We start from the raw sequence: 24,416 nt of genomic DNA on the forward strand, positions 1-24,416 counted from the left end.
ACGGCGGCGGTGGCTTGTTGCGGCAGGTCGGCGGTCGTCGATTCGGTTGTGCCGTGCGGGCGTTCAGCCCGACAGGCCCTCGTAGGCGGCCGCGAGGATCGAGAAACCCCGCTCGTCGCCGAGGCCCCCGTCGATCATCTTGTTCATCATGTACGCCACGGTCATCCGGGCGTCCAGGTCGACCATGATGAGCGAGCCGCCCCAGCCGCCCCAGAAGCAGGTGCGGGGGTTGGGCAGTTGGCCGCCGTTCAGGCCGTAGCCCATGCCGTAGCGCATCGGGACGCGCAGGACGCTGTCGACGCCGTCGAACTGCTGCTCGAAGATTCGCTCGCACCCCTGCTCCGACAGCAGCCGCACCCCGCGCGCCGCGCCACCGCAGGACAGCAGCGACTGGACGGCCGCGACCGAGCGGGCGTTGCCGTGACCGTTCGCGGCCGGTATCTCCGCCCGGCGCCAGGCGGTCGAGTTGGGGGCGCCGTCCGGGATGACCGGGTTCGGCGGCGGACCGTCCTGGGGCGGGGAGGAGGTCGGCATGACGACCGGCGCCACCCGGTGGTCGTGCTCGGCGGCGAGGCCGATGTGGAAGTCGGCGCCCAGCGGTCCCGTGACCTCCTCGGCGAGGAAGGTGCCCAGGCTGCGGCCGCTGACCCGGCGGACGATCTCCCCGAGCAGATACCCCTGGGTCAGCGCGTGGTAGCCGGCCTCGGTGCCGGGCTTCCAGGCCGGTTCCTGCGCGGCGAGCCGCGCGGTGACGGTCGGCCAGTCGTACAGGTCCTCCAGCGTCGTGGGCGCCTCGAAGCGGGGCAGACCGGCCGTGTGCGAGAGCACATGGCTCACGCGTACGTCCTCCTTGCCCGCCGCCGCGAACTCCGGCCAGTACTTCGCCACCGGGGCGTGCAGGTCCAGTTCGCCCCGGTCGGCGAGCATCAGCACGCACAGGGCGGTCATCGTCTTGGTGGTGGACCACACATGGGTCAGGGTGTCCCGCTCCCACGGAACGGTCCGCTCGACGTCGGCGTACCCGCCCCAGAGGTCGACCTCCGGCTCACCGTCCACGTACACGGCGACCGAGGCCCCCACGTCCTTGTCGTCCAACGAGGCCGCCAACGCCTCCCGCACCGCGCCGAACCGGTCCGTGCACGTGCCATGAGTCATCGCCATGAGGGGAAGGTAACGGGTCCCGTCGGGGGGAGCCATCGAATTGGCCGGGGCTCCGACGAGGAACGGCGGCGGCCCGGTCCGGGCTCCCCGGCGCCCCTGATCCGGCCTCACCGGCGCCCCTGGTCCGGCGGCTCCGCACGGATCGCCTAGGCTGCTCCGTGCGGGGGCTGCCGTACGGACAAGAGCGTGGTGGGAAATGCCGCTGAGGGACGACGATCCCACCGTCATAGGCGAGTACGTCCTGGAGGACCGGCTCGGCGCGGGTGGCATGGGCATCGTCTACCGGGCGCGGTCCGCGTCGGGGCGACTGGTCGCGATCAAGCTCGTCCACGCCCAGTACCGCGACGACGAGGAGTTCCGCTCCCGGTTCCGTCAGGAGGTCGCGGCGGTGCGCCGGGTGAGCGGAGCGTTCACGGCCGCCGTGGTGGACGCCGACCCGGACGCGGCCCGGCCCTGGATGGCGACACAGTACGTACCGGGCCCGACGCTCGCCGATCTGGTGCGTGACGAGGGTCCGCTGACAGCGCCCCGGATCCGGGGCCTCGCGCTGGGGCTCGTCGAGGCACTGCGGGACATCCACCGGGCCGGCGTCGTGCACCGGGACCTGAAACCGGCGAACGTCCTGATGGCCGAGGACGGTCCGCGCGTCATCGACTTCGGCATCTCGCGCGCCGGTGACAACCTGCCGCTCACCGTGACCGGACGGGTCATCGGCACCCCGCCGTTCATGTCACCGGAGCAGCTGCGCTCGCCGAGGGACGTCACCGCCGCCTCGGACCTGTTCTCGCTCGGGTCGCTGCTGGTGTACGCGGCCAGCGGGCACAGCCCGTTCAAAGCCGAGAGCCCCTATCTCGCGGGCTACCAGGTCATGTTCGAGGCCCCGAAGCTGGACGCGGTGCCCGAACCGCTGCGGACCATCGCCGAACGCTGCCTGGACAAGAACCCGACGGCCCGCCCGGACCTCACCGAACTGCACGCCCTGTTCCTGGAGTTGGGGACCACACCCACCACCGGCACACCGGGCGCCGCGCCGACGCCGGTGCCCGGGACGGCACGGACGGGGGCGGGGACGGGGCCGCTCGACAGCCCTACGGACTCCGGGCGAACGGAGGCCGGCCGATCCGGCAACGACACGACGACCGCCGGTCGGGCGGAGGCCGACCGGCCGGTCATCGGGCAGGCGGTCGCGGAGCGAAGGGTCGCGGGCCGAACCGATGTCGGCGAGGCGGACGCGGGCCGGGCCGTCACGGAACGCCCGGCCCCGGGCCGGGCGGGCACCGGCCTGGCGGACGACACGACCGCCGACGACCTGCTGCCGGGCCACCGGCCGGTGGCCGGCGGGCCGACGGAAGACCGATCGCAGGCCGGCCGGCCTGCGGGCGGACGTCGTCCGAGGCTCCGTGCCAAACGGCGGTTGCTCCTCGTCGGCTCCGCCGCCCTGACCGTCTCCGCGCTGAGCGCCGCGCTGCTGCTCTACCCGGGAAACGGGGACAGTTCGCCGGCGTCCGGCGCCGACAGCGCCGTGGACTACCGTTCCACGTCGCTGCCCGAGGGCTGGCGGCCGTGGCAGACCCGACTGAGGGCCGACAGCGGCCTCCCCGCCGAGTACATCCCGGTCAACTACAACGAGACGGGGTGCCGGACCGACGGAACCGACCTGTACTGCGGCGGCACGGGCTTCGTCGTCGCGAAGGTGGACGCCGCCACCGGGAAGACGGGATGGCGTCACGGCCAGCTCCCGCAGACCGCCCTGCCCGTAGGCGTACGGGACGGTCTGGTCTTCGTCTACACCGAACCCGACAGCACCCGACGGCGCCTGGTCGCCCTCGACACCCGGACCGGGAAGCAGCGGTGGGCCCGGTCCATCAGCGGGAGCGAGCCGGCCGCCCTCTTCGCCGGCGGCCTGCTCACCCTCATGCCCGACCACGCGCAGGTGGTCGCCCACGACACGGCGGGCAGGGAACTGTGGCGGACCTCCGAACCCGCCGGGGTCAACTGCGTCCCCACGGTGCTCGGCGACGCCCCGTACGAAGTGTGCTGGGAGGGCGACGACTTCCTCGACACCCGCCCGTTCACCCTCGTACGGCTCGACCCCGACGACGGCACCCCTCGGGCACGCACGCCGATGCCCGAGAAGTCGCTCGCCCTGGGCGCGGTCGACGGACGGCCGCTGTTCCTGGAGGCGCAGACCACCGAGGAGGTCTACCAGGCGGGCTACGAGCGGCCGTACGACGCGTTCCTGCGGGTGGCCCCCGACACCGGGAAGGTCACCCGGATCCCGCTGGAGCGCCCGCTGCGCGGTACGGCGACGCTCGTGGACGGGGTCGTGTACTTCGTTCGGACCAGCGGGTCGGTCACCGCCGTGTCGGCGTCGAGGGGCACGGTGCTGTGGGAGCTGACCACCGACATGGAGAACCTGTCCGCTCCGGTGGTGTCGGCGGCCCGCGACGAGATCTACTTCGCCAACCGGTTCGGCCGGCTGCTGGCCCTGGAGCGCGGCACGGGCGCCGAGTTGTGGCGTACGGACGCGCTCGACGACCCGGGGGACATCGCCACCGAGACCCCGCCCCGGGTGCTGCTCGTGGACGACGCGATCGTGGCGACGGCCGGGAACATGGCGTTCTCCGTCAACCCGGACAGGCCGACGGAGGCCACCCGACCGCCCGTGTCCACCGTCGGCGACTGACCACCCGCCGCCTGCGAGTCACTCGCGGCCGTCGGCCGGGGGCCGACCAGCCGTCATGCGGCCGCGTGGGGACGTGGATACCCCCGAGTCGGCCGGTCTTCACCTCGTGAACTCGCCACCCCCGCACGGACTTTCTCCGCTTTAACTCTTGACGGCCGCAGCGCCGGAGCGCACATTGACCGCACGCTCTTCTTGAGAGCGCTCTCAGGACGGGACTCCGCGGAGCGCTCCCCCACACCCGCGCATGTCACTCCGTACACCCGAAGAGGCCGCCATGAGTGAAACCCCCCGCATACCCGACCGCGGCGCACCCGTGAAACGCCGCCGCCCCCTGCGACGCGCGTTCCTCGCCGTGGCCACGGCGCTGGCCCTGGCCACCGCCTGGGCGACGACCGCGCAGGGCGCCGCCCCCACCCCGCCCGCCGGCTGGACGCAGGTCTTCGTCGACGACTTCAACGGCACCGCCGGCACCGGCGTCAACACCTCCGACTGGCAGTACGCGACCGGCACTTCCTATCCCGGCGGCCCCGCCAACTGGGGTACCGGCGAGGTCGAGACGATGACGAACAGCACCGCCAACGTCTCCCTCGACGGCAACGGCAATCTCCGCATCACCCCCATCCGGGACGCGGCCGGCCGCTGGACCTCGGGCCGGATCGAGACCAACCGCACCGACTTCCAGCCTCCGGCGGGCGGCAAGCTGCGGGTGGAGTCCCGGCTCCAGATGCCGAACGTCACCGGGACGGCCGCCGAGGGCTACTGGCCGGCGTTCTGGATGCTGGGCGCGCCCTACCGGGGCAACTACCACAACTGGCCGAGCGTCGGCGAGCTGGACATCATGGAGAACGTGCAGGGCCGCAACCAGGTCTGGGCCACGATGCACTGCGGCACCAACCCCGGCGGCCCGTGCAACGAGACGACGGGCATCGGCAACTCCACCGCGTGCCCGAACACGACCTGCCAGTCCGGGTTCCACACCTACACCATGGAGTGGGACCGCTCGGTGACCCCGGAGACGATCCGGTTCCTCGTCGACGGCACCCAGTTCCACTCGGTCAACGCGAACCAGGTCGACGCGACCACCTGGACCAACGCCACCGACCACGGGTTCTTCATCATCCTGAACGTGGCCATGGGCGGCGCCTTCCCCGACGCGTTCGGCGGCGGTCTGGACGGTGACACCCGCTCCGGTGTCCCGATGGTCGTCGACTACGTGCAGGTGCTGTCGGCGGGCGGGGGCACCACCACGCCGCCGCCGACGGGCACCCGGGACGCGTACAGCGCCATCCAGGCCGAGTCGTACAACAGCCAGAGCGGCACGCTCACCGAGACCACGACCGACACCGGTGGCGGGCAGAACATCGGCGCCCTGGCCAACGGCGACTGGGCACTCTTCCAGAACGTGAACTTCGGCTCCACGGCCGCGACCCAGTTCGTCGCCCGGGTGGCCTCCGGCGCCGGCGCGGGGGTGAGCGGTCTGGTCGAGGTGAGGCTCGACAGCCGTTCGAACGCACCGGTCGGCAGTTTCTCGATCGCCGACACCGGCGGCTGGCAGTCCTGGCGGACGGTGCCCGCGAACATCAGCCGGGTCACCGGCACCCATGACGTCTATCTGACCTTCACCAGCGGACAGCCGCAGGACTTCGTGAACGTGAACTGGTTCAACTTCGGCCGCTGACAGTCGGCTTGACCGACACACGACTCGGGTGCGGGGCGGGCTCCACGGCGGTGGAGCCCGCCCCGCACCGCGTGTCAGCGCATCTCCGCCCGGAACGCCACCGGTGTGGTCCCGGCGTGCAGCTGGAAGAACTTGGAGAAGTTCGCCGCGTCGGGGAAGCCGACGGCGACGCCCACCCGTCCGATCGGCAGGTCCGTGTGGGCCAGGAGCCGCTTGGCCTCCAGGACGACCCGCTTGTCGATGAAGCCCTTGGGGGTCTCCCCGGTCGCGGCGCGGACCGCGCGGACGAGGGTGCGGCGGGAGAAGCCGAGGGCGTCGGCGTAGGCGCTGACGCTGTGGTTGGTGGCGAAGTCCCGCTCGACGGCGTCCCGGAAGCGGGTGAAGGTGGTGTCGTCGGCTCTGTGCTCCTCCTCCGTCACGCCGGCGGCGAGATGGGCGAGGCGGAGCAGGAAGGCCGTCAGCGTGTGCCGCAGGACGGCGGTGTGCGGGCCGGGCGGCAGGGTGACGGTGTCGACGTACTCGCGTTCGAGCTGGGCCGACGAGGCCCGGAGGCCCGCGAGTTGGGCGGCGTCCGGGCGGAGCAGCGGCGGCAGGTCGTAGCGGTAGAGCCCGGTCGCCTCGACGGTGGCCCGGGGCAGGAAGCCCGGTTGCATGGTGAGGACGGTCCCGCGGTACTCGGTGGCGGGTGAGAAGCGATGCACCTGCCCCGGCCGGATCCACAGCAGCTCTCCCGCGTCCGCCTCGTACTCGGTGAAGTCGATCATGTGGCGTACCGGGCCGCCGTCGAACAGCATCACCACGTGGAAGTCGATGCGGTGGACCCTGTCCAGGGGTATGTGCGCGTGCCAGGAGTCTCGGCCGTCCATGGGGCCGATCCGCATGCCGACGCCGGAGAGGCCGCGGTCGACGGGGAACGGGAGGGTCTTGATCCGGTCGCCGTCGGGGAAGTCTCTGTCCGTCATGTCCTCGCCGTCGCGTCGTCGGTGTCCCAGTTTCACCGAAGGCTGGCACACCGCCACCTGGCCCCACAAAAGTCAGACTTTTACTTTTGAAGACGTCAGAGCAATTCCGCCGTCTCATCGAGGACTTCTTGAAGATGAACTGGACAGAACTCGACCGGCGCGCCGTCGACACCGCCCGTCTGCTGGCCGCCGACGCCGTGCAGAAGGCAGGCAACGGGCACCCGGGTACGGCGATGAGCCTCGCGCCCGCCGCATACACGCTCTTTCAGAAGGTGATGCGTCATGACCCCGCCGACCCGGAGTGGACCGGCCGGGACCGCTTCGTCCTCTCCCCCGGCCACACCTCGCTGACCCTCTACACCCAGCTGTACCTGGCCGGGTACGAACTGGGGCTGGACGACCTCAAGGCGTTCCGGACGCACGGTTCGAAGACACCGGGTCATCCGGAGTACGGGCACACCGCCGGGGTCGAGACCACCACGGGTCCGCTGGGCCAGGGGGTCGCCAACGCCGTCGGCATGGCGATGGCCGCGCGCTACGAGCGAGGGCTGTTCGACCCGGACGCCCCGGTGGGCGAGTCGCCGTTCGACCACACCATCTGGGCGATCGTCTCCGACGGCGACCTGGAGGAGGGCATCTCCGCGGAGGCGTCCTCGCTGGCGGGCCATCAGCGGCTCGGCAATCTCGTGTTCCTGTACGACGACAACCACATCTCCATCGAGGGCGACACCGCCACCGCGTTCTCCGAGGACGTGCTGAAGCGGTACGAGGCGTACGGCTGGCACGTCCAGCGGATCGAGCCGGCCTTCAACGGCAACGTCGACGTGCACGCCCTGTACGACGCGCTGCTGGCCGCGCGGGAGGAGACCTCGCGTCCCTCGATCATCGCGATGCGCACGATCATCGCCTGGCCCGCCCCGAACGCGCAGAACACCGAGGCCGCGCACGGTTCCGCGCTCGGTGAGGCCGAGATCGCCGCCACCAAGCGGGTCCTCGGCTTCGACGCGGACAAGACGTTCGACGTCGCCGACGACGTGCTCGCGCACACCCGCCGCGCCCTCGACCGGGGCGGCGAGGCGCACGCCGCCTGGGACAAGCGGATCGCCGAGTGGCGCGCCGCCTCCCCCGAACGGGCCCGGCTCTTCGACCGGGTGGTCGCGGGCCGGCTGCCCGAGGGCTGGGAGAAGGCGCTGCCGGTCTTCGAGGAGGGCACGTCCGTGGCGACCCGGGCCGCGTCCGGCAAGGTGCTGCAGGCGCTCGGCGCGGTGATCCCCGAGCTGTGGGGCGGTTCCGCCGACCTCGCCGGGTCGAACAACACCACGATCGACAAGACGTCGTCCTTCCTCCCGGCGGGCAACCCGCTCCCGGAGGCGGACCCGTACGGCCGCACGATCCACTTCGGCATCCGTGAGCACTCCATGGCCGCCGAGATGAACGGCATCGCGCTGCACGGCAACACCCGGATCTACGGCGGCACGTTCCTGGTGTTCTCCGACTACATGCGCAACGCCGTCCGTCTCTCCGCGCTGATGCTGCTGCCGGTGACGTACGTCTGGACGCACGACTCCATCGGTCTGGGCGAGGACGGCCCGACGCACCAGCCGGTCGAGCACCTGGCCTCCCTGCGGGCGATCCCCGGCCTGAACATCGTCCGCCCGGCCGACGCCAACGAGACGGCGATCGCCTGGGCCGAGATCCTGAAGCGGCACACCACGGACCCGGCCCCGCACGGGCTGGCGCTCACCCGGCAGGGCGTGCCGACGTACGCCCCCGACTCCCGGGCGGCGAAGGGTGGTTACGTAAGGGAGGAGTCCTCGACCGGGACCCCGGAGCTGATCCTGATCGCCACGGGTTCGGAGGTGGCACTGGCCGTCGCCGCGCGGGAGCGTCTGGAGGCCGAGGGGGTCGGCACGCGGGTGGTGTCGATGCCGTCGGTGGAGTGGTTCGAGGAACAGCCGCGCGAATATCGCGAGAGCGTGCTGCCGCCGTCCGTGCGGGCGCGCGTGGCGGTCGAGGCGGGGATCGGTCTGACCTGGTACCGCTACGTCGGTGACCACGGCCGCATCGTCTCCCTCGAACACTTCGGCGCCTCCGCCGACGCGAAGACCCTGTTCGCCGAGTACGGCTTCACCGCCGAGAACGTCGTCGCCGCGGCGAGGAGCGTGCTCGGCCGCACGACTCGGCCCGGCGCCGACGCGGCCGGCACGCGCGCCTGAAGGAAGATGATCACTGTCGACACCACGCCGCAGGCCACGGAAGTTCTTGAACAGCAAGGGAGTTGATGGGGAATGACCACCGAGTGGCGCAATCCGCTCCGGGACGCGGAGGACCGCCGGCTCCCGAAGATCGCGGGCCCGTCCGGGCTCGTCATCTTCGGGGTGACCGGCGACCTGTCCCGCAAGAAGCTGATGCCGGCCGTGTACGACCTGGCCAACCGGGGTCTGCTGCCCCCGGGCTTCTCGCTGGTGGGGTTCGCCCGCCGGGACTGGGAGGACGAGGACTTCGCGCAGATCGTGCACGACGCGGTCCGCGAGCACGCCCGCACCGAGTTCCGCGAGGAGGTCTGGCAGCAGCTCGCCGAGGGGATGCGCTTCATCCCGGGCGACTTCGGTGACGACGAGGCGTTCAAGCGGCTCCGCGAGGCCGTCGAGGAGCTGGACGGCTCCCGGGGGACGGGCGGCAACTTCGCCTTCTACCTCTCCGTGCCGCCGAGCATGTTCCCGAAGGTCGTCAAGCAGCTCAAGAAGCACGGCCTGGCCAGTCCGCCCGAGGGTTCCTGGCGGCGCGCGGTCATCGAGAAGCCGTTCGGCCACGACCTGGCCAGCGCCCGCGACCTGAACGCGGTCCTGCACGAGGTGTTCGACCCCGAGCAGGTCTTCCGCATCGACCACTACCTCGGCAAGGAGACCGTCCAGAACATCCTGGCGCTCCGCTTCGCCAACCAGATGTACGAGCCCATCTGGAACCGGAGTTACGTCGACCACGTGCAGATCACCATGGCCGAGGACATCGGCATCGGCGGTCGCGCCGGGTACTACGACGGCATCGGCTCGGCCCGAGACGTCATCCAGAACCACCTGCTGCAACTGCTGGCCCTGACCGCCATGGAGGAACCGGCGGCCTTCGACGCCGAGTCGCTGCTGGCCGAGAAGCTGAAGGCGCTCAAGGCCGTGCGGCTGCCGGAGGACCTGGGCCGGCACACCGTGCGCGGCCAGTACGCGGCCGGCTGGCAGGGCGGCGAGCGGGTGCGCGGCTATCTGGAGGAGGAGGGCATCGACCGGTCCTCCACCACGGACACCTACGCGGCGGTCAAGCTGGGCATCGACAACCGCCGCTGGGCGGGCGTCCCCTTCTACCTGCGCACCGGCAAGCGGCTGGGCCGCCGGGTCACCGAGATCGCGGTGGTCTTCCAGCGCGCCCCGCACTCCCCCTTCGACTCCACCGCCACCGAGGAGCTGGGCCAGAACGCGATCGTCATCCGGGTGCAGCCGGACGAGGGGATGACCGTGCGCTTCGGGTCGAAGGTGCCGGGTACCTCGATGGAGATCCGGGACGTCACGATGGACTTCGCGTACGGCGAGTCGTTCACGGAGTCCAGCCCGGAGGCGTACGAACGGCTGATCCTGGATGTGCTGCTCGGCGACGCCAACCTCTTCCCCCGCCACCAGGAGGTGGAGGAGTCCTGGAAGATCCTCGACCCGATCGAGGAGTACTGGGCCAAGAACGGCAGGCCCGCGCAGTACCCCTCGGGTGGCTGGGGTCCCGCGGAAGCGGACGAGATGCTCGCACAAGACGGACGGAGCTGGCGCAGGCCATGAAGATCGACCTGACTGACACCACGGCAAGCAAGATCAACAAGGCCCTGGTGCAGGGCCGCCGGGCCATCGGCACGCCCGCCGTGGGCATGGTCCTCACGATGGTGATCGTGACGGACGAGGAGAACGCGTACGACTCGATCAAGGCCGCCGAGGAGGCCTCGCACGAGCACCCCTCGCGCACCCTGGTCGTCATCAAGCGGCACGCCCGCACCCCGAAGGACCGCACCAAGTCGCACCTGGACGCCGAGGTGCGGGTCGGCGCCGACGCGGGCACCGGCGAGACGGTCGTGCTGCGGACGTACGGCGAGGTCTCCGACCACGCCGACTCCGTGGTCCTGCCGCTGCTGCTGCCGGACGCGCCGGTGGTGGTGTGGTGGCCGGTGGACGCGCCGGAGATCCCGGCGAAGGACCCGCTGGGCGCGCTCGCGCAGCGCCGGATCACCGACATGTACGCCGTGGAGACCCCGCTCGCCGCGCTCGAACAGCGGGTCGTCTCCTACACCCCCGGCGACACCGACCTCGCCTGGACGCGGCTCACGCCGTGGCGCTCCATGCTCGCGGCCGCCCTCGACCAGGCCAAGGAGACCATCACCTCGGCCGCCGTGGAGAGCGAGGCCGACAACCCCAGCGCCGAGCTGCTGGCCCGCTGGCTGGAGGCCCGGCTCGGGGTGTCCGTCGAGCGCGTGCTGACCGCCGGGCCGGTGGTCACGGGCGTACGGCTCGGCACCGCGAGGGGCGAGGTCGCCATCGACCGGCCCGAGGGGCCGCTCGCCACGCTCACCCTGCCCGGGCAGCCGTCGCGCACCCTCGCCCTGAAGGTCCGCGCCACCTCCGAGCTGATCGCCGAGGAGCTGCGCCGCCTCGACGCCGACGAGATGTACGCCGTCGCCCTGCGGGGCGGCGCGGGCGACGGGCAGACCGCCGCCGATGACTGACACGCCTCCGCTCGACTCCCGTATGGAACAGGTGAACTGACATGGCAACGATGCAGCTGGGTCTCATCGGTCTCGGCAAGATGGGCGGCAACATGCGCGAGCGGATCCGCCGCGCCGGCCACACCGTCGTCGGCTACGACCGCAACCCCGAGGTGTCCGACGTGGGCAGCCTCGCCGAACTGGTCGAGCGCCTCGACGGTCCGCGCACGGTCTGGGTGATGGTCCCGGCCGGCGCTGCCACCCAGTCCGTCATCGACGAGCTGGCGGAGCTGCTGTCGCCGGGCGACACGGTCGTCGACGGCGGCAACTCCCGGTGGACGGACGACGAGAAGCACGCGGCCGAGCTGGGCGCGAAGGGCATCGGCTTCGTCGACGCCGGTGTCTCCGGGGGCGTCTGGGGTCTGCAGAACGGCTACGCCCTGATGGTCGGCGGCGACAAGGAGCACGTCGAGCGGCTCCAGCCGATCTTCGAGGCGCTCAAGCCGGAGGGACCGTACGGCTATGTCCACGCCGGCAAGGTCGGCGCCGGTCACTTCTCCAAGATGGTCCACAACGGCATCGAGTACGCGATGATGCAGGCGTACGCCGAGGGCTGGGAGCTGCTGGAGAAGGTCGACTCGGTGACGAGCGTGCGCGAGGTGTTCCGCTCCTGGCAGGAGGGGACCGTGATCCGCTCGTGGCTGCTGGACCTCGCCGTCAGCGCCCTCGACGAGGACGAGCACCTTCAGAAGCTGCGCGGTTACGCCGAGGACTCCGGTGAGGGCCGGTGGACCGTCGAGGCCGCCATCGACCACGCGGTGCCGCTGCCCGCGATCACCGCGTCGCTGTTCACCCGCTTCGCCTCACGCCAGGACGACTCGCCCCAGATGAAGATGATCGCCGCACTGCGCAACCAGTTCGGCGGCCACGCGGTGGAGTCGACGAAGGGGAAGTGACGAAGGAGAGGCAAGCGGCCGACCGGCCGCTTGCCTCTCCAGCGGCCGACCGGCCGGTTCCCCGCACCCCTCGGGATGCGGGGAACCGGACCTTCCGTAGCATTGTCGGCAGATACGCACATGGCGTGAACTGTCGCTGTGGCCGGAACCCCGCCACCGGTAGCGTGCGGCCCCTGTCCCGTATGCATCGTGGGCGCATGGGCGCGCGTGCGTACGCAGTGCGTCCGTAGGGGGAACGCCGATGGCCGAGACCGGGCAGCACGATCAGCGCTACGAACGGTACGACGGGGGCAGCCCCGAGGCCGAGCGGCTCGTGTTCGAGCGGTTGGCGCGGGAGCTGATGAAGGTCCAGCTCAGGAACCGGCGGGCCGGGGGCGGTGGCATCGCGCGGGCGTTCCACGCGAAGGCCCCGCTGGGCGTGGAGAACGCGCGGCTGCGGTTCCACGACGACCTGCCGGTGGCGTTGCGGACCGGGTTCGCGCAGCCGGGTGCCGACTACCCCGCGGTGGTCCGGCTGTCCAACGCGAGCGGGATCCGGCAGGGGGACGGCTCACCCGATCTGCGGGGCGCGACCGTGCGGGTGCGCGTGGCGGAGGGGGTGAGCCACGATCTGCTGGCCACCAGTTTCCCGGTGTCGCACGCGAGCGACGCGCGGGAGTTCGTGGCGTTCGCCAAGGCCATGGCGGGGGCCGACAGTCGGCTGCGGAAGGCGTTCGCGCTGTTCGTGAAGCTGCCGCTGGCGGTGGGACCGAGGACGGCCGCACGGATGCGGCGCAATGTGACGGCGGCCACCCGACGGCCCGTCAACTCCCTGGCCACCGAGACCTATTGGAGCCGGGGCGCCATTCTGTGGGGCGAGGCAGGGCCGGTGCGGTATCTGCTGCGGCCCGCGCCCGGCACACCGGCGGCGGCCGAGCCCGACCGCCGGGACCCGGACTTCCTGCACCGGGAGCTGGCGCGGCGGCTCGGCCAGGCGGACGTGGCGTTCGATCTGTGTGTGCAGCGGTACGTGGACGAGCGGCGCACACCGGTCGAGGACGCGGCGGTGGAGTGGAAGGACGCGGTGGCGCCGGCGGTGCCGATCGCCAGGCTCACCGTCCCCGCACAGGAGCTGGACGGGGCCGAGGCGCGGGCGGCGGCGCGGCGGATCGAGGACCTGACCTTCAATCCGTGGTACACGACCGATGATTTCCGGCCATTGGGCCATATCAACCGGGCCCGCAAGGCCGGGTACCGGGCGAGCGGCGCACACCGCCTCGGGCAGCGCTTCGTCACCGAGGAACCCTTGCGCAACAAACTCCTCGGCCGTCTCGTGGGCCCCGCGCTCGGGCTGCTGAACCGTGCCGTGCCGTGGCACCGGCTGCCGTTGTCGCTGAGTCTGCTGAACCTGGTGTTCCTGCGGAAGACGCTGCGCCGCCTGAACCTGATCGACACCGAGGTCCGCGAGGCCCCGCCGAAGGCCCAGCCCGTGCCGGAGCCGATCCCGGAGCGGCTGCGCACGGAACGGTCGTACGACGGGACGTACAACGATCTGTCGGAGCCGGCGATGGGCGCTGTCGGGGCCGCGTTCGGGCGGAACCTGAAGCCGGACTACCGGCCGGACACCTTCGACACACCGAACCCGGTGACGGTCAGCAGGCAGCTGCTGTACCGGGAGAGCTTCGTGCCGGCGACCTCGCTCAATGTGCTGGCGGCGGCGTGGATCCAGTTCCAGGTGCACGACTGGGTGAACCACCGGCGGTACCGGACCGGCGACCGCAGTGTGGAGGTGCCGCTGCCGCCCGACTCCGACGGGACCTGGCAGAACGTGCCGGGCGGCCCGCCCGAGCGGGTGATGCGGTTCGCCGAGAACGAGGGCTTGGAGGCCCCCGGCCGCCCGCCGATCCTGTTCGCCAACTCCGCCTCGCACTGGTGGGACGGCTCCGAGGTGTACGGCGAGAACGAGCGGACCGCGCGGTTCCTGCGCGAGCCGGACGGGAGCGCGAAACTCCGCCTGGAGGACGGCCATCTGCCGGGCGGCACCAACGGCGTCCCGCTCACCGGCTTCAACGAGAGCTGGTGGATGGGCCTCAGCGCCCTGCACACGCTCTTCGCGCGGGAGCACAACGCGGTCTGCGACGCGCTGCGGGCGCAGTACCCGTCGATGAGCGAGGAGAAGGTCTACCAGACGGCCCGGCTCGTGGTGTCCGCGCTGATCGCGAAGATCCACACCGTGGAGTGGACGCCCGCGATCCTGGCCACCGAGGCGATCGATCGCGCGCTGCGCACCAACTGGTCGGGCCCGCCGAAGAACTGGCTCAACCAGCTGGGCCTGTGGCTGTTCGAGGCGCACTCGCTGACCGGCATCCCCAAGACTCTGCCGGACCACCACTCGGCGCCGTACTCACTCACGGAGGACTTCACCACCGTCTACCGCATGCATCCGCTGATCCCGGACGACTTCGAGCTGCGGGAGCACCAGTTCGGGCGGCGGCTGGAGACGGTGGGCTTCCTCGACATCCAGGGCGGGGCGGCGGAGGCGCAGATCCGCAAGACGGGACTCGCGAACGCGCTGTACTCGTTCGGCATCGCCCACCCCGGCGCGATCACCCTGCACAACTTCCCCCGCTCGCTCCAGCGCTTCGAGCGGGACGGGGAGATCATCGACTTGTCGGTCGTCGACCTGGTCCGCACGCGCAGGCGGGGGGTGCCGCGCTACAACGACTTCCGGGCCGGGCTGCACCGGGGGCGGATCCGTTCCTTCGAGGAGCTGACCGAGAACCCCGAGACGCTGGCGCGGCTCAAGGACGTCTACCGGGACGTCGACGAGATCGACACCGTGGTCGGGCTGTTCGCGGAGAACCCGCCGGAGGGCTTCGGCTTCAGCGACACCGCCTTCCGGATCTTCGTCCTGATGGCCAGCCGACGGCTGCAGAGCGACCGCTTCCTGACGGTCGACTACCGGCCCGAGGTCTACACCCCGCTCGGCATCGACTGGGTCGAGAAGGGCGGCATGAACGCGGTGGTCCAGCGCCACTGCCCGGAGCTGGCACCCCTCCTGCCGCGCGACGCGAGCGCCTTCGCGCCGTGGCGGACGGTGCCCACGACCGGCACCAACGGTACGACCGACGGCGGTTCACCATGACGCCGTGACAGACGACCCGGGGTCACGTGTCACGTCGTGTCCCGGGTCCGAACGACAACGGGGGGAACACGCATGACCTTCACCGACAACCACTCCGAGCTGCCCGGAAACCCGGAGCTGTCCGCGATACCCGGGGCGGGCGAACAGCTCGCGGTCCAGGAACAGCCCGGCACCGGCGTGGGCACCACCCACCCGGGGCTCGCCGACCTCTTCGACCGTCCGCTGCTGCGGACCGTGTGGCGCCGCCGCACCCACCGCGTGAGCCGGGGTGCCAAGGTGTCCGCCGGGACCATGACCTACACCTCCCGCAACGCGGCCGAGCCCCTGACCGAGCTGGAGGAGGCGGTGCTGATCGCGATCACCGGCACCACCGGCCTCACCATGCCCGACCGGCCCTTCGAGGACCCGGACAACGGCACCCCCATCATGTCCAAGCCCAACCTGACGATGGCGGGCCGGACCGCGGGCAGCCCGGACAACGCGCAGGGCACCCACTTCTTCCTCGTCAACGACTCGGGCACCTACTTCCTGCGCAGGCTGGAGCCGGCACCGGACGAGCCGTTCGACGCCGAGACGCTGATCGCGCGGGCCCGCCGGGCGAAGGTGAAGGTCCTGGACCACCGCCTCGACGTCGCACCGGACCAGCGGGACTTCCCGGCGTACCTGGACTCCAACCGCTTTCTGTCCAACCTGCCCGGCACGACCCTGCTGTTCCCCGTGGTCGACCTCTCCCACCAGTACGTGAACGCGCTGATGTACCTGCTCACCCAGCCGGACGGGGCGCGTCCGACCTTCGTGGACGACCGCAACTTCTACCGTGCGGCCGGGGTGCGCAAGTGGGTGCGGAACGGGTTCCTGAACGGGGACCTGAAGCTGCCGCTCGGCGCCCTCGGTCCCATGCGCACCCAGATCGAGGCGGACCTGCTGCTGCAGAACCTGATGCTCACGGCCGAGGCGATGGGTCTGGGCGCCTGGATCCACGCCACCATCAATCCGCAGATCGCCCTCGGCGACCCGAAGTTCTCCCGCAGGTACGGCAGGATGCTCGGCTTCGACTTCGTCACCCCGCGCTGGCGCCCGGCCGACATCTGGCGCTGGCACATCCCCCTGCCGAAGTACGCGAACGTGCGCGCGCACCCGGTCCGGCTGCCCTCCCCCGACGGCGGCGCGCCGCTGATCGCCGCCGCGTGCCCGCCCGTGTTCGGGACCATGTCGGAGGCGGTGCGGACGATCGTCCGGGACAAGTTCGGCCGCGGCGGCGTCTACACCGACCGGGACGTCTTCGCCCGGATCTACCGGGAGGACTACGGGCAGCGCTATCTCACCGAGGCCAGTGAGTACGAGGAGCGGGTGGTCGAGTGCGCCCGTGACGTCTGCGAGTACATCCTCCGCACGCACGGCCGCTTCCCGGCCCACACGGACGCGATCCACGTCCCGGGCGTGTGGCTCCAGGTCCACCACGTGGAGAACGAGTACTACGAGCGCTTCTTCACCCACGGCCTCACGGACGCGCACCGCGCGCACGCCGGGGCGTGGGGGCACTAGAGGGGAACGCCGAGGGGCTTGGTGCGTGGTTCGGGATCCGGCCGGAACGTGCGGCCGGATCGCGGTAGTTGACAGGTACAAGCGTCGCGGGTGAGATTCCCGTTGATGATGATCAACGATCTGACGGCGGCCGAGCGGCGGGTGTGGGACGCCTTTCCGCTCGGCGCGGCGGTGGACTTCGGGACCGCGGACCGCCCGACCGCCGAGGACGGGGCCACCGCGGACGGCGCCGGATGGGGTCCGGAACGGACCGTCCGGGCGCGGGTGCTGCGGGCGTTGCTGCTGACCGCTCCCCAGGAGGAGGGTGAGGTCGCCGCTCTCAAGATCGAGGGCGCCCGGATCACCGGCCGGCTGGAGCTGAAGTACGCGACGGTGGAGAGCGTCGTCCGGCTGAGCGGCTGTCACTTCGACGAGGTGCCCGACTTCTCGGGCGCGCACTTCAACTACCTCAATCTGTCCAAGTCCACCCTGCCCGGCCTGCGTTCGGCACGGGCCCGCGTCGACGGCGGGCTGCGGCTGACGGAGTGCCGTTTCCGGGGGCCGGTGAAGCTCACCGGGGCGCAGATCTCCGGGACCCTGTTCATGGAACGCGCCGAGTTCACCGCGTCGGACGGGGAGGCCGCGCTGCGGCTCACCCAGGCGGAGATCGGGGAGGAGCTGTGCGCTCCCGGACTGCGCGCGGACGGTGAGGTCCGGCTGGGCGGCGCCCATGTCGCCGGCAAGATCGACCTGCGCCGCGCCCGGTTGCACCGGCCGGGCGGTACCGCCCTCGGCGCGGAGACCCTCGCCACCGAGTCCGACATCGTGCTGCGGCACGCGGACGTACGCGGGCGGGTGGAGCTGCGCGGGACCCGCGTGGGCGGCTGGCTGGAGCTGTCCTACGCCCGGTTGTCCAACCCCGGCGGTACGGCGCTGCGGGTGAGCAGCAGTGTCATCAGCGAACTGTGGCTGCGCGAGGGCCCGCCGGTGGAGGGCGTCCTGAACCTGCGCCGCGCCCAGATAGAAGTGCTGTTCGTGGAGCCGGACAAGCTGCCGGACCTGGTTCTCCTGAACAGCCTCTCCTACACCTCCCTGATCCCGCACGTGCCCGCCGAGCGGCGGCTGCCGATGCTGGAGCGGGACGGGGAGGGGTATTTGCCGTACGCCTACGAGCAGTTGACCGCCGCGTACCGCAGGATCGGTGACGACGACGCCGCCCGGCGGGTCCAACTGGCCAAGCAGCGCCGCAACCGGGCCACGCTCCGCTGGCACGGCCGGCTCTGGGGCTACGCCCAGGACGCCACCGTCGGCTACGGCTTCCGGCCGCTGCGCGCGGCGGTCTGGCTGCTGTCGCTGATGGCGGTGGGCTCGGTGGCGTACGCGGTGCGGACGCCCAGCCCGCTCAAGGCGGACGAGGCCCCGGAGTTCAACCCGGTCTTCTACACCCTCGACCTGCTCCTTCCCATCATCGACTTCGGGCAGGAGCGGGCCTACGCGCCCGAGGGCTGGTCGCAGTGGCTGTCGTACGTCCTCGTCATCACCGGCTGGATCCTGGCGACGACGGTCGTCACGGGCGTGACCCGCACGGTCAGCCGCCAGTAGCCTCCGGCTCGGCTCCCGCGCCGGCACCTGCCGTCCCTCCGGCTCCCCTCATCCGACCGGTCGTCGGACGTGCTGGGCGGCGAGGCGCACGGGCGCGTTCTGCGCACCGTAGCCCTGGTACCCGGTGTCGCGCTGGACGAGCTCGAAGAAGACCCGGCCGACGGTCTCGGTGTAGCAGTGGCGGAACACGCCGCCCGCGTCACGGTCGTAGAGGATGCCGAGTTCCCGGTACGTCTCCAGCTCGCCGTCGGCGAACTCGAACCGTGCGGCCAGGTCGTCGTGGTAGTTCGCGGGGACGGCCAGGAGCCGGCCCCCGGCCGCGCGGAAGGCGCGGGCCGCGGCGACCACGTCGTCGGTGGCGAAGGCGATGTGCTGGGCGCGGGCCGTGTCGTCGGTCGGTGCGGGGCCGACGCTGAGGGCGATCCGCACGCTGCCGTCGTCGTTGGTGACCGGACGGCTGCGGAACAGGCCGTACGGGTCGGCGACGTCGACGCTGTCGCTGGCGTGGAGGCCGAGCACCGTGCGGTGGAAGAGCGCCGCCTCGTCGAACTGGTGCCAGGGCTGGGTGAGCGCGAGGTGGTCGACGCGGTGGACGTGGCCCGCGGCCTCGGGGTGTGCCACGGGCCGGAAGTCCCCGGTCCAGCTGGGGAGATCGGGGCGGTCCGTCGCGCAGAAGAAGAGCTCGGTGCCGTCGGGCGCGGCGACCGCGTCGAGCGGCGCGTCCTCGGCGGCCCGGCGGCGCGGCAGCACCGGCGCGAGCAGGGCCTCGGCGCGGCGGGCGGCGCCGGCCGGGTCCGGTGACTCCAGTCCGATCGCGGCGAGCTGGGTGCCCTCGCGCCGGGCGGCCGGTCCGGTGTTGACCAGCACCCGTGCCTCGCCCTGCCGCCACAGGTCCACCGGCTTGCTGCGATGGCGGGCGGTGCGGGCGAAGCCGAGCGCGCCGAGCAGCGCGGCGACGGGTTCGGCGTCGGGGGTGACGAGTTCGGCGAAGGCGACGCCCGTGGGCACCACCCGCTCCGGCAGCGCAGCGATACCGGCGGCCTCCTGGAGCATCAGCAGCGAACGATGGGCGTCCACGGCGGTGGGGCCCGCCTCGGCCTGCCGGAAGACGTCGTTGAAGACCTCCAGCGACAGCGGCCCGTCGTATCCGGCAGCCCGCACGTGTCCGACCAGTCCGGTGACGTCGAGGCCGCCCTGCCCGGGGAAGCAGCGGTAGTGCCGGCTCCACTGCAGCACGTCCATCGCCATCAGCGGGGCGTCGGCGAGCTGGAGGAAGAAGATCTTCTCGCCCGGGATGTCCTCGATGCCCTTGGGATCGGAGCCGCGGGCCAGGATGTGGAAGCTGTCCAGGCACGTCCCGAGCGCCGGATGGTCGGCCGCCTCCACGATGCGCCACGCGTGGTCGTACGTACTGACGTGCCGCCCCCACGCCAGCGCCTCGTAGGCGACCCGGATGCCGAACTCCTCGGCGAGAGAGGCGAGTCGGCTCAGCTGGTCGGCGGCGAGCGCGTCGTCGTCCTCGGCGAGCGGATGGACGCTGGAGCAGACGAGCACCGTGTCGCAGCCGAGCCGCCCCATCAGCTCGAACTTGTGCCGGGCCCGCCGCAGGTTCGCCTCGAACAGGTCCGGCGGCACGGCCTCGATGTCCCGCATCGGCTGGTAGAGGTCGATGCTCAGCCCGAGATCCGCACAGCGGGCCCTGATCTCCTCGGGCGTGAGCGGACTCGCCAGCAGATCGTTCTCGAAGATCTCCACCCCGTCGAACCCGGCCCGCGCGGCGGCGGCGAGCTTCTCGGTGAGGGACCCACTGAGGGAGACGGTGGCGATGGATGTACGCATACAGAACTCCTTGAAACCCGGGTCGCGCCCCTGAAAGTGGCGCGGGGCGTGACATTGTGCGGCTCCGCCGCGTGGGCGCGATCAACCACGACGAACCCGCAGCCGACACACTTGCCCGACCGTCACGGCGCCTAGTTACGGGCTCCCGCAACCCCGGCCAGCTCCTCGATGTCCGCCAACATCCGCGAGGCGTCCGGCTCACGCCCCGTGAACAACCGAAACGCGTCGGCGGCCTGGAACACCGCCATCCCTCCCCCGTCCAGCGTGGCGCAGCCAAGATCCCGCGCGGCCCGCAGCAATGGGGTCTCCAACGGCCGGTACACCACCTCCGCCACCCACAGCCCGGCGTGCAGCAACTCCGCGGCGAACGGCAGCCCGGGGTGCGCCGCCATCCCCGTGGGCGTCGCGTGGACGACCCCGTCGGCCGCCCCCAGCAGCGCCGGCAGCGCGTCCGGCGTCGCCGCGGCGGCCCGTCCCGTACCGAAGTGCCGGCCGAGGGAGGTCGCGAGGTCCGCCGCGCGGTCCGGCATCGCGTCGACGACGGTGACGTGCTCCGCGCCGAGCGTGAGCGTGGCATGGGCGACGGCCGCGCCCGCGCCCCCGGCGCCGAGCTGCACCACCCTCTCCAGGGGGACGTCGGGCAGCCCGCGCGCGAAGGACGCGGCGAAGCCGGTGACGTCCGTGTTGTGGCCGATGGCGCGGCCGTCCTCGAAGACGACCGTGTTGACGGCGCCGAGCGCGGCGGCCTGCGGGGCGAGCCCGTCGAGGTGCTCGATGACCAGCTGCTTGCAGGGGTGGGTGATGTTCAGCCCGTCGAAGCCCAGGTCGCGGGCGGCGCGCACCAGGTCGCCCACCGCCTCCGGGCCGACGCCGAGGTCGTCGATGTCGATCAGCCGGTACAGATAGCGCAGACCCTGCCGGTCGGCCTCGCGCTCGTGCAGGGCGGGGCTGAGGGACGGCCCGATGCCGGAGCCGACGAGGCCGACGAGATATGAGTCCTTGGCCACAGCGGCCCTCCCGGCGAGATCTAATGTACGAACTAGTACGTTAGTCATAGCAGCCGCACCCTCCCAAGGGAAGACCGCCGCCGCAGCTCCTAGAATCACGGGCACCGGCCGCACTCGCCCGAAGGAACCCGATGACCAGCGTCGAAGAACCGGCACGACCGAACGGGCGGATCCGTGACGCCGCCCGCACCAAGGCCGAGATCCTCGACGTCGCGACCAAGGAGTTCGCCCGTTCCGGGTTCGCCGGGGCCCGGGTCGACGAGATCGCCGCCCGGACCCGCACCACGAAGCGGATGATCTACTACTACTTCGGCGGCAAGGAGCAGCTGTTCACCGCCGTGCTGGAGCGGGCGTACTCCGTGATCCGGCAGACCGAGCAGGAGCTGGACGTCGAGCACCTGGACCCGGTGGCGGCCATCCGCCGGCTCGCCGAGGTGACGTTCGACCACCACGAGGCGCACCCCGACTTCATCCGCCTGGTCAGCATCGAGAACATTCACGAGGCCGAGCACATCGCCTCCTCCGAGATGCTCGCCAAGATCGGCTCGCCCGCGCTGGACGTGATCCGCCGGATCCTGGAGTCGGGCCATGAGTCCGGCCTGTTCACGGCCGACGTCGACGCCATCGACCTGCACGCGATGATCAGCTCCTTCTGCTTCTTCCGGGTCGCCAACCGGCACACCTTCGGTGCCCTCTTCGGCCGCGACCTGGTCGACGCCGGACGGCGCGACCACTACCGGCAGATGCTCGGCGACATGGTGATCGCCTACCTGACGGCGGACCGCGCGGCGGACTGAGGCCGCACGCACCTCCGCGACGAAATCCTTCGGCGACACCTCTTGACACCCGGGAAACGTCGGCGCAACATCCGTAGCCAAGCGCTACTAACTATCCAGTGCGTTAATTAGCCGGGTGCCCGGCACGGCTGTCCCATCACCCCCAGGGATCGGCCCCTCCCCCCGCTGTGATCTGTCCCGCCCTGTCTTGCCTTCCTCCGCTTCACCCCCCTCTCATGGGGGAGATCCCTCGAAGGAGCACGCCGTGTCCGTCCCCGCCGCACCGCCCGGCCAGCCCAAGAAGGCCGCCACGGCCGCCTGGATCGGCAGCGCCCTGGAGTACTACGACTTCTTCATCTACGGCAGCGCCGCCGCCCTGATCTTCCCGACGGTCTTCTTCGACGAGTCCGACCCGGCCACGGCGACCCTGCTCTCGCTGGCCACGTTCGGCGTCGCGTACGCGGCGCGGCCGATCGGCGCGCTGTTCCTCGGGCACTACGGCGACCGCGTCGGCCGCAAGAAGATCATGGTCTTCACGCTGATCCTGATGGGGCTGTCGACGTTCCTGATCGGCTGTCTGCCCACCCGTGACCAGGTCGGCACCCTCGCCCCGGTCCTCCTGGTGATCTGCCGTGTCCTGCAGGGCATATCGGCGGCCGGTGAGCAGGCGAGCGCGAACTCGATGACGCTGGAACACGCGCCGTCGGACCGGCGCGGCTTCTTCACCAGCTTCACCCTGAGCGGCACCCAGGGCGGGCAGCTGCTCGCCACCCTGGTCTTCATCCCGATCGCCGCGCTCCCCGAGGACCAGCTGCTCTCCTGGGGCTGGCGCGTCCCGTTCTGGATGAGCATCGCCGTCGCCGTCGCCGGCTACGTCATCCGCCGCACCCTGGACGAGACCCCGGCCTTCACCCAGCAGACCGAGTCCGAGGGCGTCGCCAAGCTGCCGCTGGCCATCCTGATGCGCGAGCACTGGGCGGACGTGCTCCGGGTGATCGCGGGCGCGATGATCGCCTCGGTCTCCACGATCTTCACCGTGTGGGCGCTGGCGTACGGCACGAGCGAGTCGGTCGGCCTGTCCCGTTCCTCGATGCTGTGGGTGGGCGCGCTCGCCAACCTGGTCGCGCTCGGCGCGATCCCGCTGTGGGCCACGCTGTCCGACCGCATCGGCCGCCGCCCGGTGTTCCTGATCGGCGCGGCGGGGAGCGCGGTGATGATGTTCGTCTACCTGTGGGCGATCTCCACCGGCGCCTACCCGCTGGTCCTGATCCTCGGCATCGTCACCTTCGGTGTCGTCTACAGCGCCGCGAACGGCATCTGGCCCTCCTTCTACGGGGAGATGTTCTCCACCCGGGTCCGGCTGTCCGGCATGGCCATCGGCACCCAGATCGGCTTCGCCATCGCCGGTTTCGCCGTCACCTTCGCCGCGCAGATCGCCGGTCCGGACGGCAACGACTGGTTCGCGGTGGCCCTGTTCACCAGCGCCCTGTGCATCCCGCCGGTCCTCGCCGCGCTCACCGCTCGCGAGACCCACAGGATCCCGACGGAGCTGCTCGGCACCCGCACCCCGAACGAGAAGAACGACCGGGAGCGCGTCGCGGCCTGAGCGACGGCCGCGTCCCGCACACAGTCCCCGGACACCCGAGGTGTCCGGGGACTCCCGCGTGGAGCCGAGGCCATACGTGCGCCCCCCCTGGGCGAAGGCCCGCGCGGCTCGGCGGGATGATGATCACACCGTCGCGACCACGCGGCACCACGACAGGGGGCGATGTGAAGCGTGGCGAGGACCCTTACAGAACCACCCCGCCCCCGTGGCAGGGGTGGCCCTCGACCGAGACGAGCCGACGCCGCTGGCGGATCGGGCTGCTCGTTCCGCTCGTCGGCGCGGCGGGGTGCGGTCTGGTGTTCCTGCTGGGGATGGGCGCGTTCGCCGTACTGCTGATCGTCAGCCGGCTGTCGGTCCCCATTCCTGACGGCGAGCCCCTGACCATGAGCACGGCCGAGATCACGGGGACATGGGTCGACGAGCAGGGCGGGCGGCTGACGTTCGAGGAGGACGGGACGTTCACCTCGAACGAGGTGTGCGGCGACTTCGACGACAACGACGACGATCACTTCGACGACGTCGCCTCCCCGACCCCCGGCACGGGCACCTGGGAGCACACCACCGGCAGCGACATCGACCGGGACGGCTCCGTCTCGACGGTTCGCCTCACGTTCACGCCCGACGGAACGTCGGCCCAGTACGAGGCCCGGGGAACATCGCGGGACCCAGCCCTGTGGACGTATATCGGCGACCCCGACAGCGGAGAGCTGTGCGTCCTCGAACGCGCGAGAACCTCCGACTGAGACACCCCCGGGTGCAGGGC

General features: G+C 71.4%; 16 protein-coding genes. 12 read left to right on the plus strand and 4 right to left on the minus strand.

The genetic code is table 11. The annotated features are described in order from the left end of the window. Positions 1-63: 63 nt before the first annotated feature. A complete protein-coding gene (locus ACZ9QC_RS06230) occupies positions 64-1,161 on the minus strand; it encodes a serine hydrolase domain-containing protein (protein WP_472919198.1) in 1,098 nt (365 codons plus the stop codon). Positions 1,162-1,357: 196 nt separating this feature from the next. Here ACZ9QC_RS06230 and ACZ9QC_RS06235 point away from each other — a divergent pair, with 196 nt between their 5' ends. Then, positions 1,358-3,847 (plus strand): protein kinase domain-containing protein, encoded by a 2,490-nt coding sequence (locus ACZ9QC_RS06235; RefSeq protein ID WP_472919199.1) that lies wholly within the window; start codon positions 1,358-1,360, stop codon positions 3,845-3,847. A 274-nt stretch (positions 3,848-4,121) separates the two neighbouring features. Beyond that, the gene (locus ACZ9QC_RS06240; RefSeq protein ID WP_472919200.1) at positions 4,122-5,525 is read left to right on the plus strand and encodes a glycoside hydrolase family 16 protein; all 1,404 of its coding nucleotides are present in this window, start codon (positions 4,122-4,124) and stop codon (positions 5,523-5,525) included. A gap of 74 nt (positions 5,526-5,599) precedes the next feature. Here ACZ9QC_RS06240 and ACZ9QC_RS06245 read toward each other — a convergent pair whose 3' ends face one another. After that, entirely contained in the window at positions 5,600-6,487 is an 888-nt protein-coding gene (locus ACZ9QC_RS06245; RefSeq protein WP_472919201.1) for a helix-turn-helix domain-containing protein, read from the minus strand. Between the two features lie 134 nt (positions 6,488-6,621). On the opposite strand from ACZ9QC_RS06245, the gene tkt reads away from it, so the two are divergent. The 7 genes from tkt (at position 6,622) to ACZ9QC_RS06280 (ending at position 18,425) form a co-directional block, all read left to right on the plus strand. After that, positions 6,622-8,703, plus strand: coding sequence for a transketolase (tkt, locus tag ACZ9QC_RS06250; protein ID WP_472919202.1), 2,082 nt, complete (start codon positions 6,622-6,624; stop codon positions 8,701-8,703). 72 nt (positions 8,704-8,775) lie between these two features. Then, positions 8,776-10,305 carry a glucose-6-phosphate dehydrogenase gene (gene zwf, locus ACZ9QC_RS06255; protein WP_472919203.1) on the plus strand — a complete coding sequence of 510 codons (1,530 nt, stop codon included), beginning with the start codon at positions 8,776-8,778 and terminating at the stop codon, positions 10,303-10,305. Continuing rightward, the gene (gene opcA / locus ACZ9QC_RS06260) at positions 10,302-11,240 is read left to right on the plus strand and encodes a glucose-6-phosphate dehydrogenase assembly protein OpcA (protein ID WP_472919204.1); all 939 of its coding nucleotides are present in this window, start codon (positions 10,302-10,304) and stop codon (positions 11,238-11,240) included. Before zwf ends, opcA begins: the two co-directional genes overlap by 4 nt. Positions 11,241-11,290: 50 nt before the next feature. Then, the gene (gnd, locus tag ACZ9QC_RS06265) at positions 11,291-12,175 is read left to right on the plus strand and encodes a phosphogluconate dehydrogenase (NAD(+)-dependent, decarboxylating) (RefSeq protein ID WP_472921612.1); all 885 of its coding nucleotides are present in this window, start codon (positions 11,291-11,293) and stop codon (positions 12,173-12,175) included. 241 nt (positions 12,176-12,416) lie between these two features. Next, positions 12,417-15,299: a peroxidase family protein gene (locus ACZ9QC_RS06270; protein WP_472919205.1), complete on the plus strand. Its 2,883-nt coding sequence runs from the start codon at positions 12,417-12,419 to the stop codon at positions 15,297-15,299. A gap of 72 nt (positions 15,300-15,371) precedes the next feature. After that, positions 15,372-16,844 (plus strand): hypothetical protein, encoded by a 1,473-nt coding sequence (locus ACZ9QC_RS06275; RefSeq protein ID WP_472919206.1) that lies wholly within the window; start codon positions 15,372-15,374, stop codon positions 16,842-16,844. Between the two features lie 105 nt (positions 16,845-16,949). Next, a complete protein-coding gene (locus tag ACZ9QC_RS06280; RefSeq protein WP_472919207.1) occupies positions 16,950-18,425 on the plus strand; it encodes a pentapeptide repeat-containing protein in 1,476 nt (491 codons plus the stop codon). A gap of 48 nt (positions 18,426-18,473) precedes the next feature. Here ACZ9QC_RS06280 and ACZ9QC_RS06285 read toward each other — a convergent pair whose 3' ends face one another. Both ACZ9QC_RS06285 and ACZ9QC_RS06290 read right to left on the minus strand, forming a co-directional pair. Further along, positions 18,474-20,264: a bifunctional sugar phosphate isomerase/epimerase/4-hydroxyphenylpyruvate dioxygenase family protein gene (locus ACZ9QC_RS06285; protein ID WP_472919208.1), complete on the minus strand. Its 1,791-nt coding sequence runs from the start codon at positions 20,262-20,264 to the stop codon at positions 18,474-18,476. A gap of 131 nt (positions 20,265-20,395) precedes the next feature. After that, a complete protein-coding gene (locus ACZ9QC_RS06290; RefSeq protein WP_472919209.1) occupies positions 20,396-21,271 on the minus strand; it encodes a shikimate dehydrogenase in 876 nt (291 codons plus the stop codon). A 131-nt stretch (positions 21,272-21,402) separates the two neighbouring features. On the opposite strand from ACZ9QC_RS06290, the gene ACZ9QC_RS06295 reads away from it, so the two are divergent. The 3 genes from ACZ9QC_RS06295 to ACZ9QC_RS06305 all read left to right on the plus strand — a co-directional run bounded on the left by ACZ9QC_RS06295 (position 21,403) and on the right by ACZ9QC_RS06305 (position 24,396). Continuing rightward, the gene (locus ACZ9QC_RS06295; protein ID WP_472919210.1) at positions 21,403-22,068 is read left to right on the plus strand and encodes a TetR/AcrR family transcriptional regulator; all 666 of its coding nucleotides are present in this window, start codon (positions 21,403-21,405) and stop codon (positions 22,066-22,068) included. Positions 22,069-22,312: 244 nt separating this feature from the next. Further along, on the plus strand, positions 22,313-23,653 hold the full coding sequence (locus ACZ9QC_RS06300; protein WP_472919211.1) for an MFS transporter: 1,341 nt from the start codon (positions 22,313-22,315) through the stop codon (positions 23,651-23,653). Positions 23,654-23,817: 164 nt separating this feature from the next. Continuing rightward, complete coding sequence (locus ACZ9QC_RS06305; protein WP_472919212.1) at positions 23,818-24,396, plus strand: hypothetical protein; 579 nt, start codon at positions 23,818-23,820, stop codon at positions 24,394-24,396. Positions 24,397-24,416: the final 20 nt, after the last annotated feature.

Source organism: Streptomyces sp. HUAS MS02, from assembly GCF_055702265.1.

Bases quoted from the DNA above. Each gene is read 5' to 3' on its own strand.
- opcA (WP_472919204.1), top strand. From the start codon at position 10,302: ATGAAGATCGACCTGACTGACACCACGGCAAGCAAGATCAACAAGGCC.
- zwf (WP_472919203.1), top strand. From the start codon at position 8,776: ATGACCACCGAGTGGCGCAATCCGCTCCGGGACGCGGAGGACCGCCGG.
- ACZ9QC_RS06240 (WP_472919200.1), top strand. From the start codon at position 4,122: ATGAGTGAAACCCCCCGCATACCCGACCGCGGCGCACCCGTGAAACGC.
- ACZ9QC_RS06280 (WP_472919207.1), top strand. From the start codon at position 16,950: ATGATGATCAACGATCTGACGGCGGCCGAGCGGCGGGTGTGGGACGCC.
- ACZ9QC_RS06275 (WP_472919206.1), top strand. From the start codon at position 15,372: ATGACCTTCACCGACAACCACTCCGAGCTGCCCGGAAACCCGGAGCTG.
- ACZ9QC_RS06245 (WP_472919201.1), bottom strand. From the start codon at position 6,487: ATGACGGACAGAGACTTCCCCGACGGCGACCGGATCAAGACCCTCCCG.
- ACZ9QC_RS06295 (WP_472919210.1), top strand. From the start codon at position 21,403: ATGACCAGCGTCGAAGAACCGGCACGACCGAACGGGCGGATCCGTGAC.
- tkt (WP_472919202.1), top strand. From the start codon at position 6,622: ATGAACTGGACAGAACTCGACCGGCGCGCCGTCGACACCGCCCGTCTG.
- ACZ9QC_RS06285 (WP_472919208.1), bottom strand. From the start codon at position 20,264: ATGCGTACATCCATCGCCACCGTCTCCCTCAGTGGGTCCCTCACCGAG.
- ACZ9QC_RS06230 (WP_472919198.1), bottom strand. From the start codon at position 1,161: ATGGCGATGACTCATGGCACGTGCACGGACCGGTTCGGCGCGGTGCGG.
- ACZ9QC_RS06235 (WP_472919199.1), top strand. From the start codon at position 1,358: ATGCCGCTGAGGGACGACGATCCCACCGTCATAGGCGAGTACGTCCTG.
- gnd (WP_472921612.1), top strand. From the start codon at position 11,291: ATGCAGCTGGGTCTCATCGGTCTCGGCAAGATGGGCGGCAACATGCGC.
- ACZ9QC_RS06270 (WP_472919205.1), top strand. From the start codon at position 12,417: ATGGCCGAGACCGGGCAGCACGATCAGCGCTACGAACGGTACGACGGG.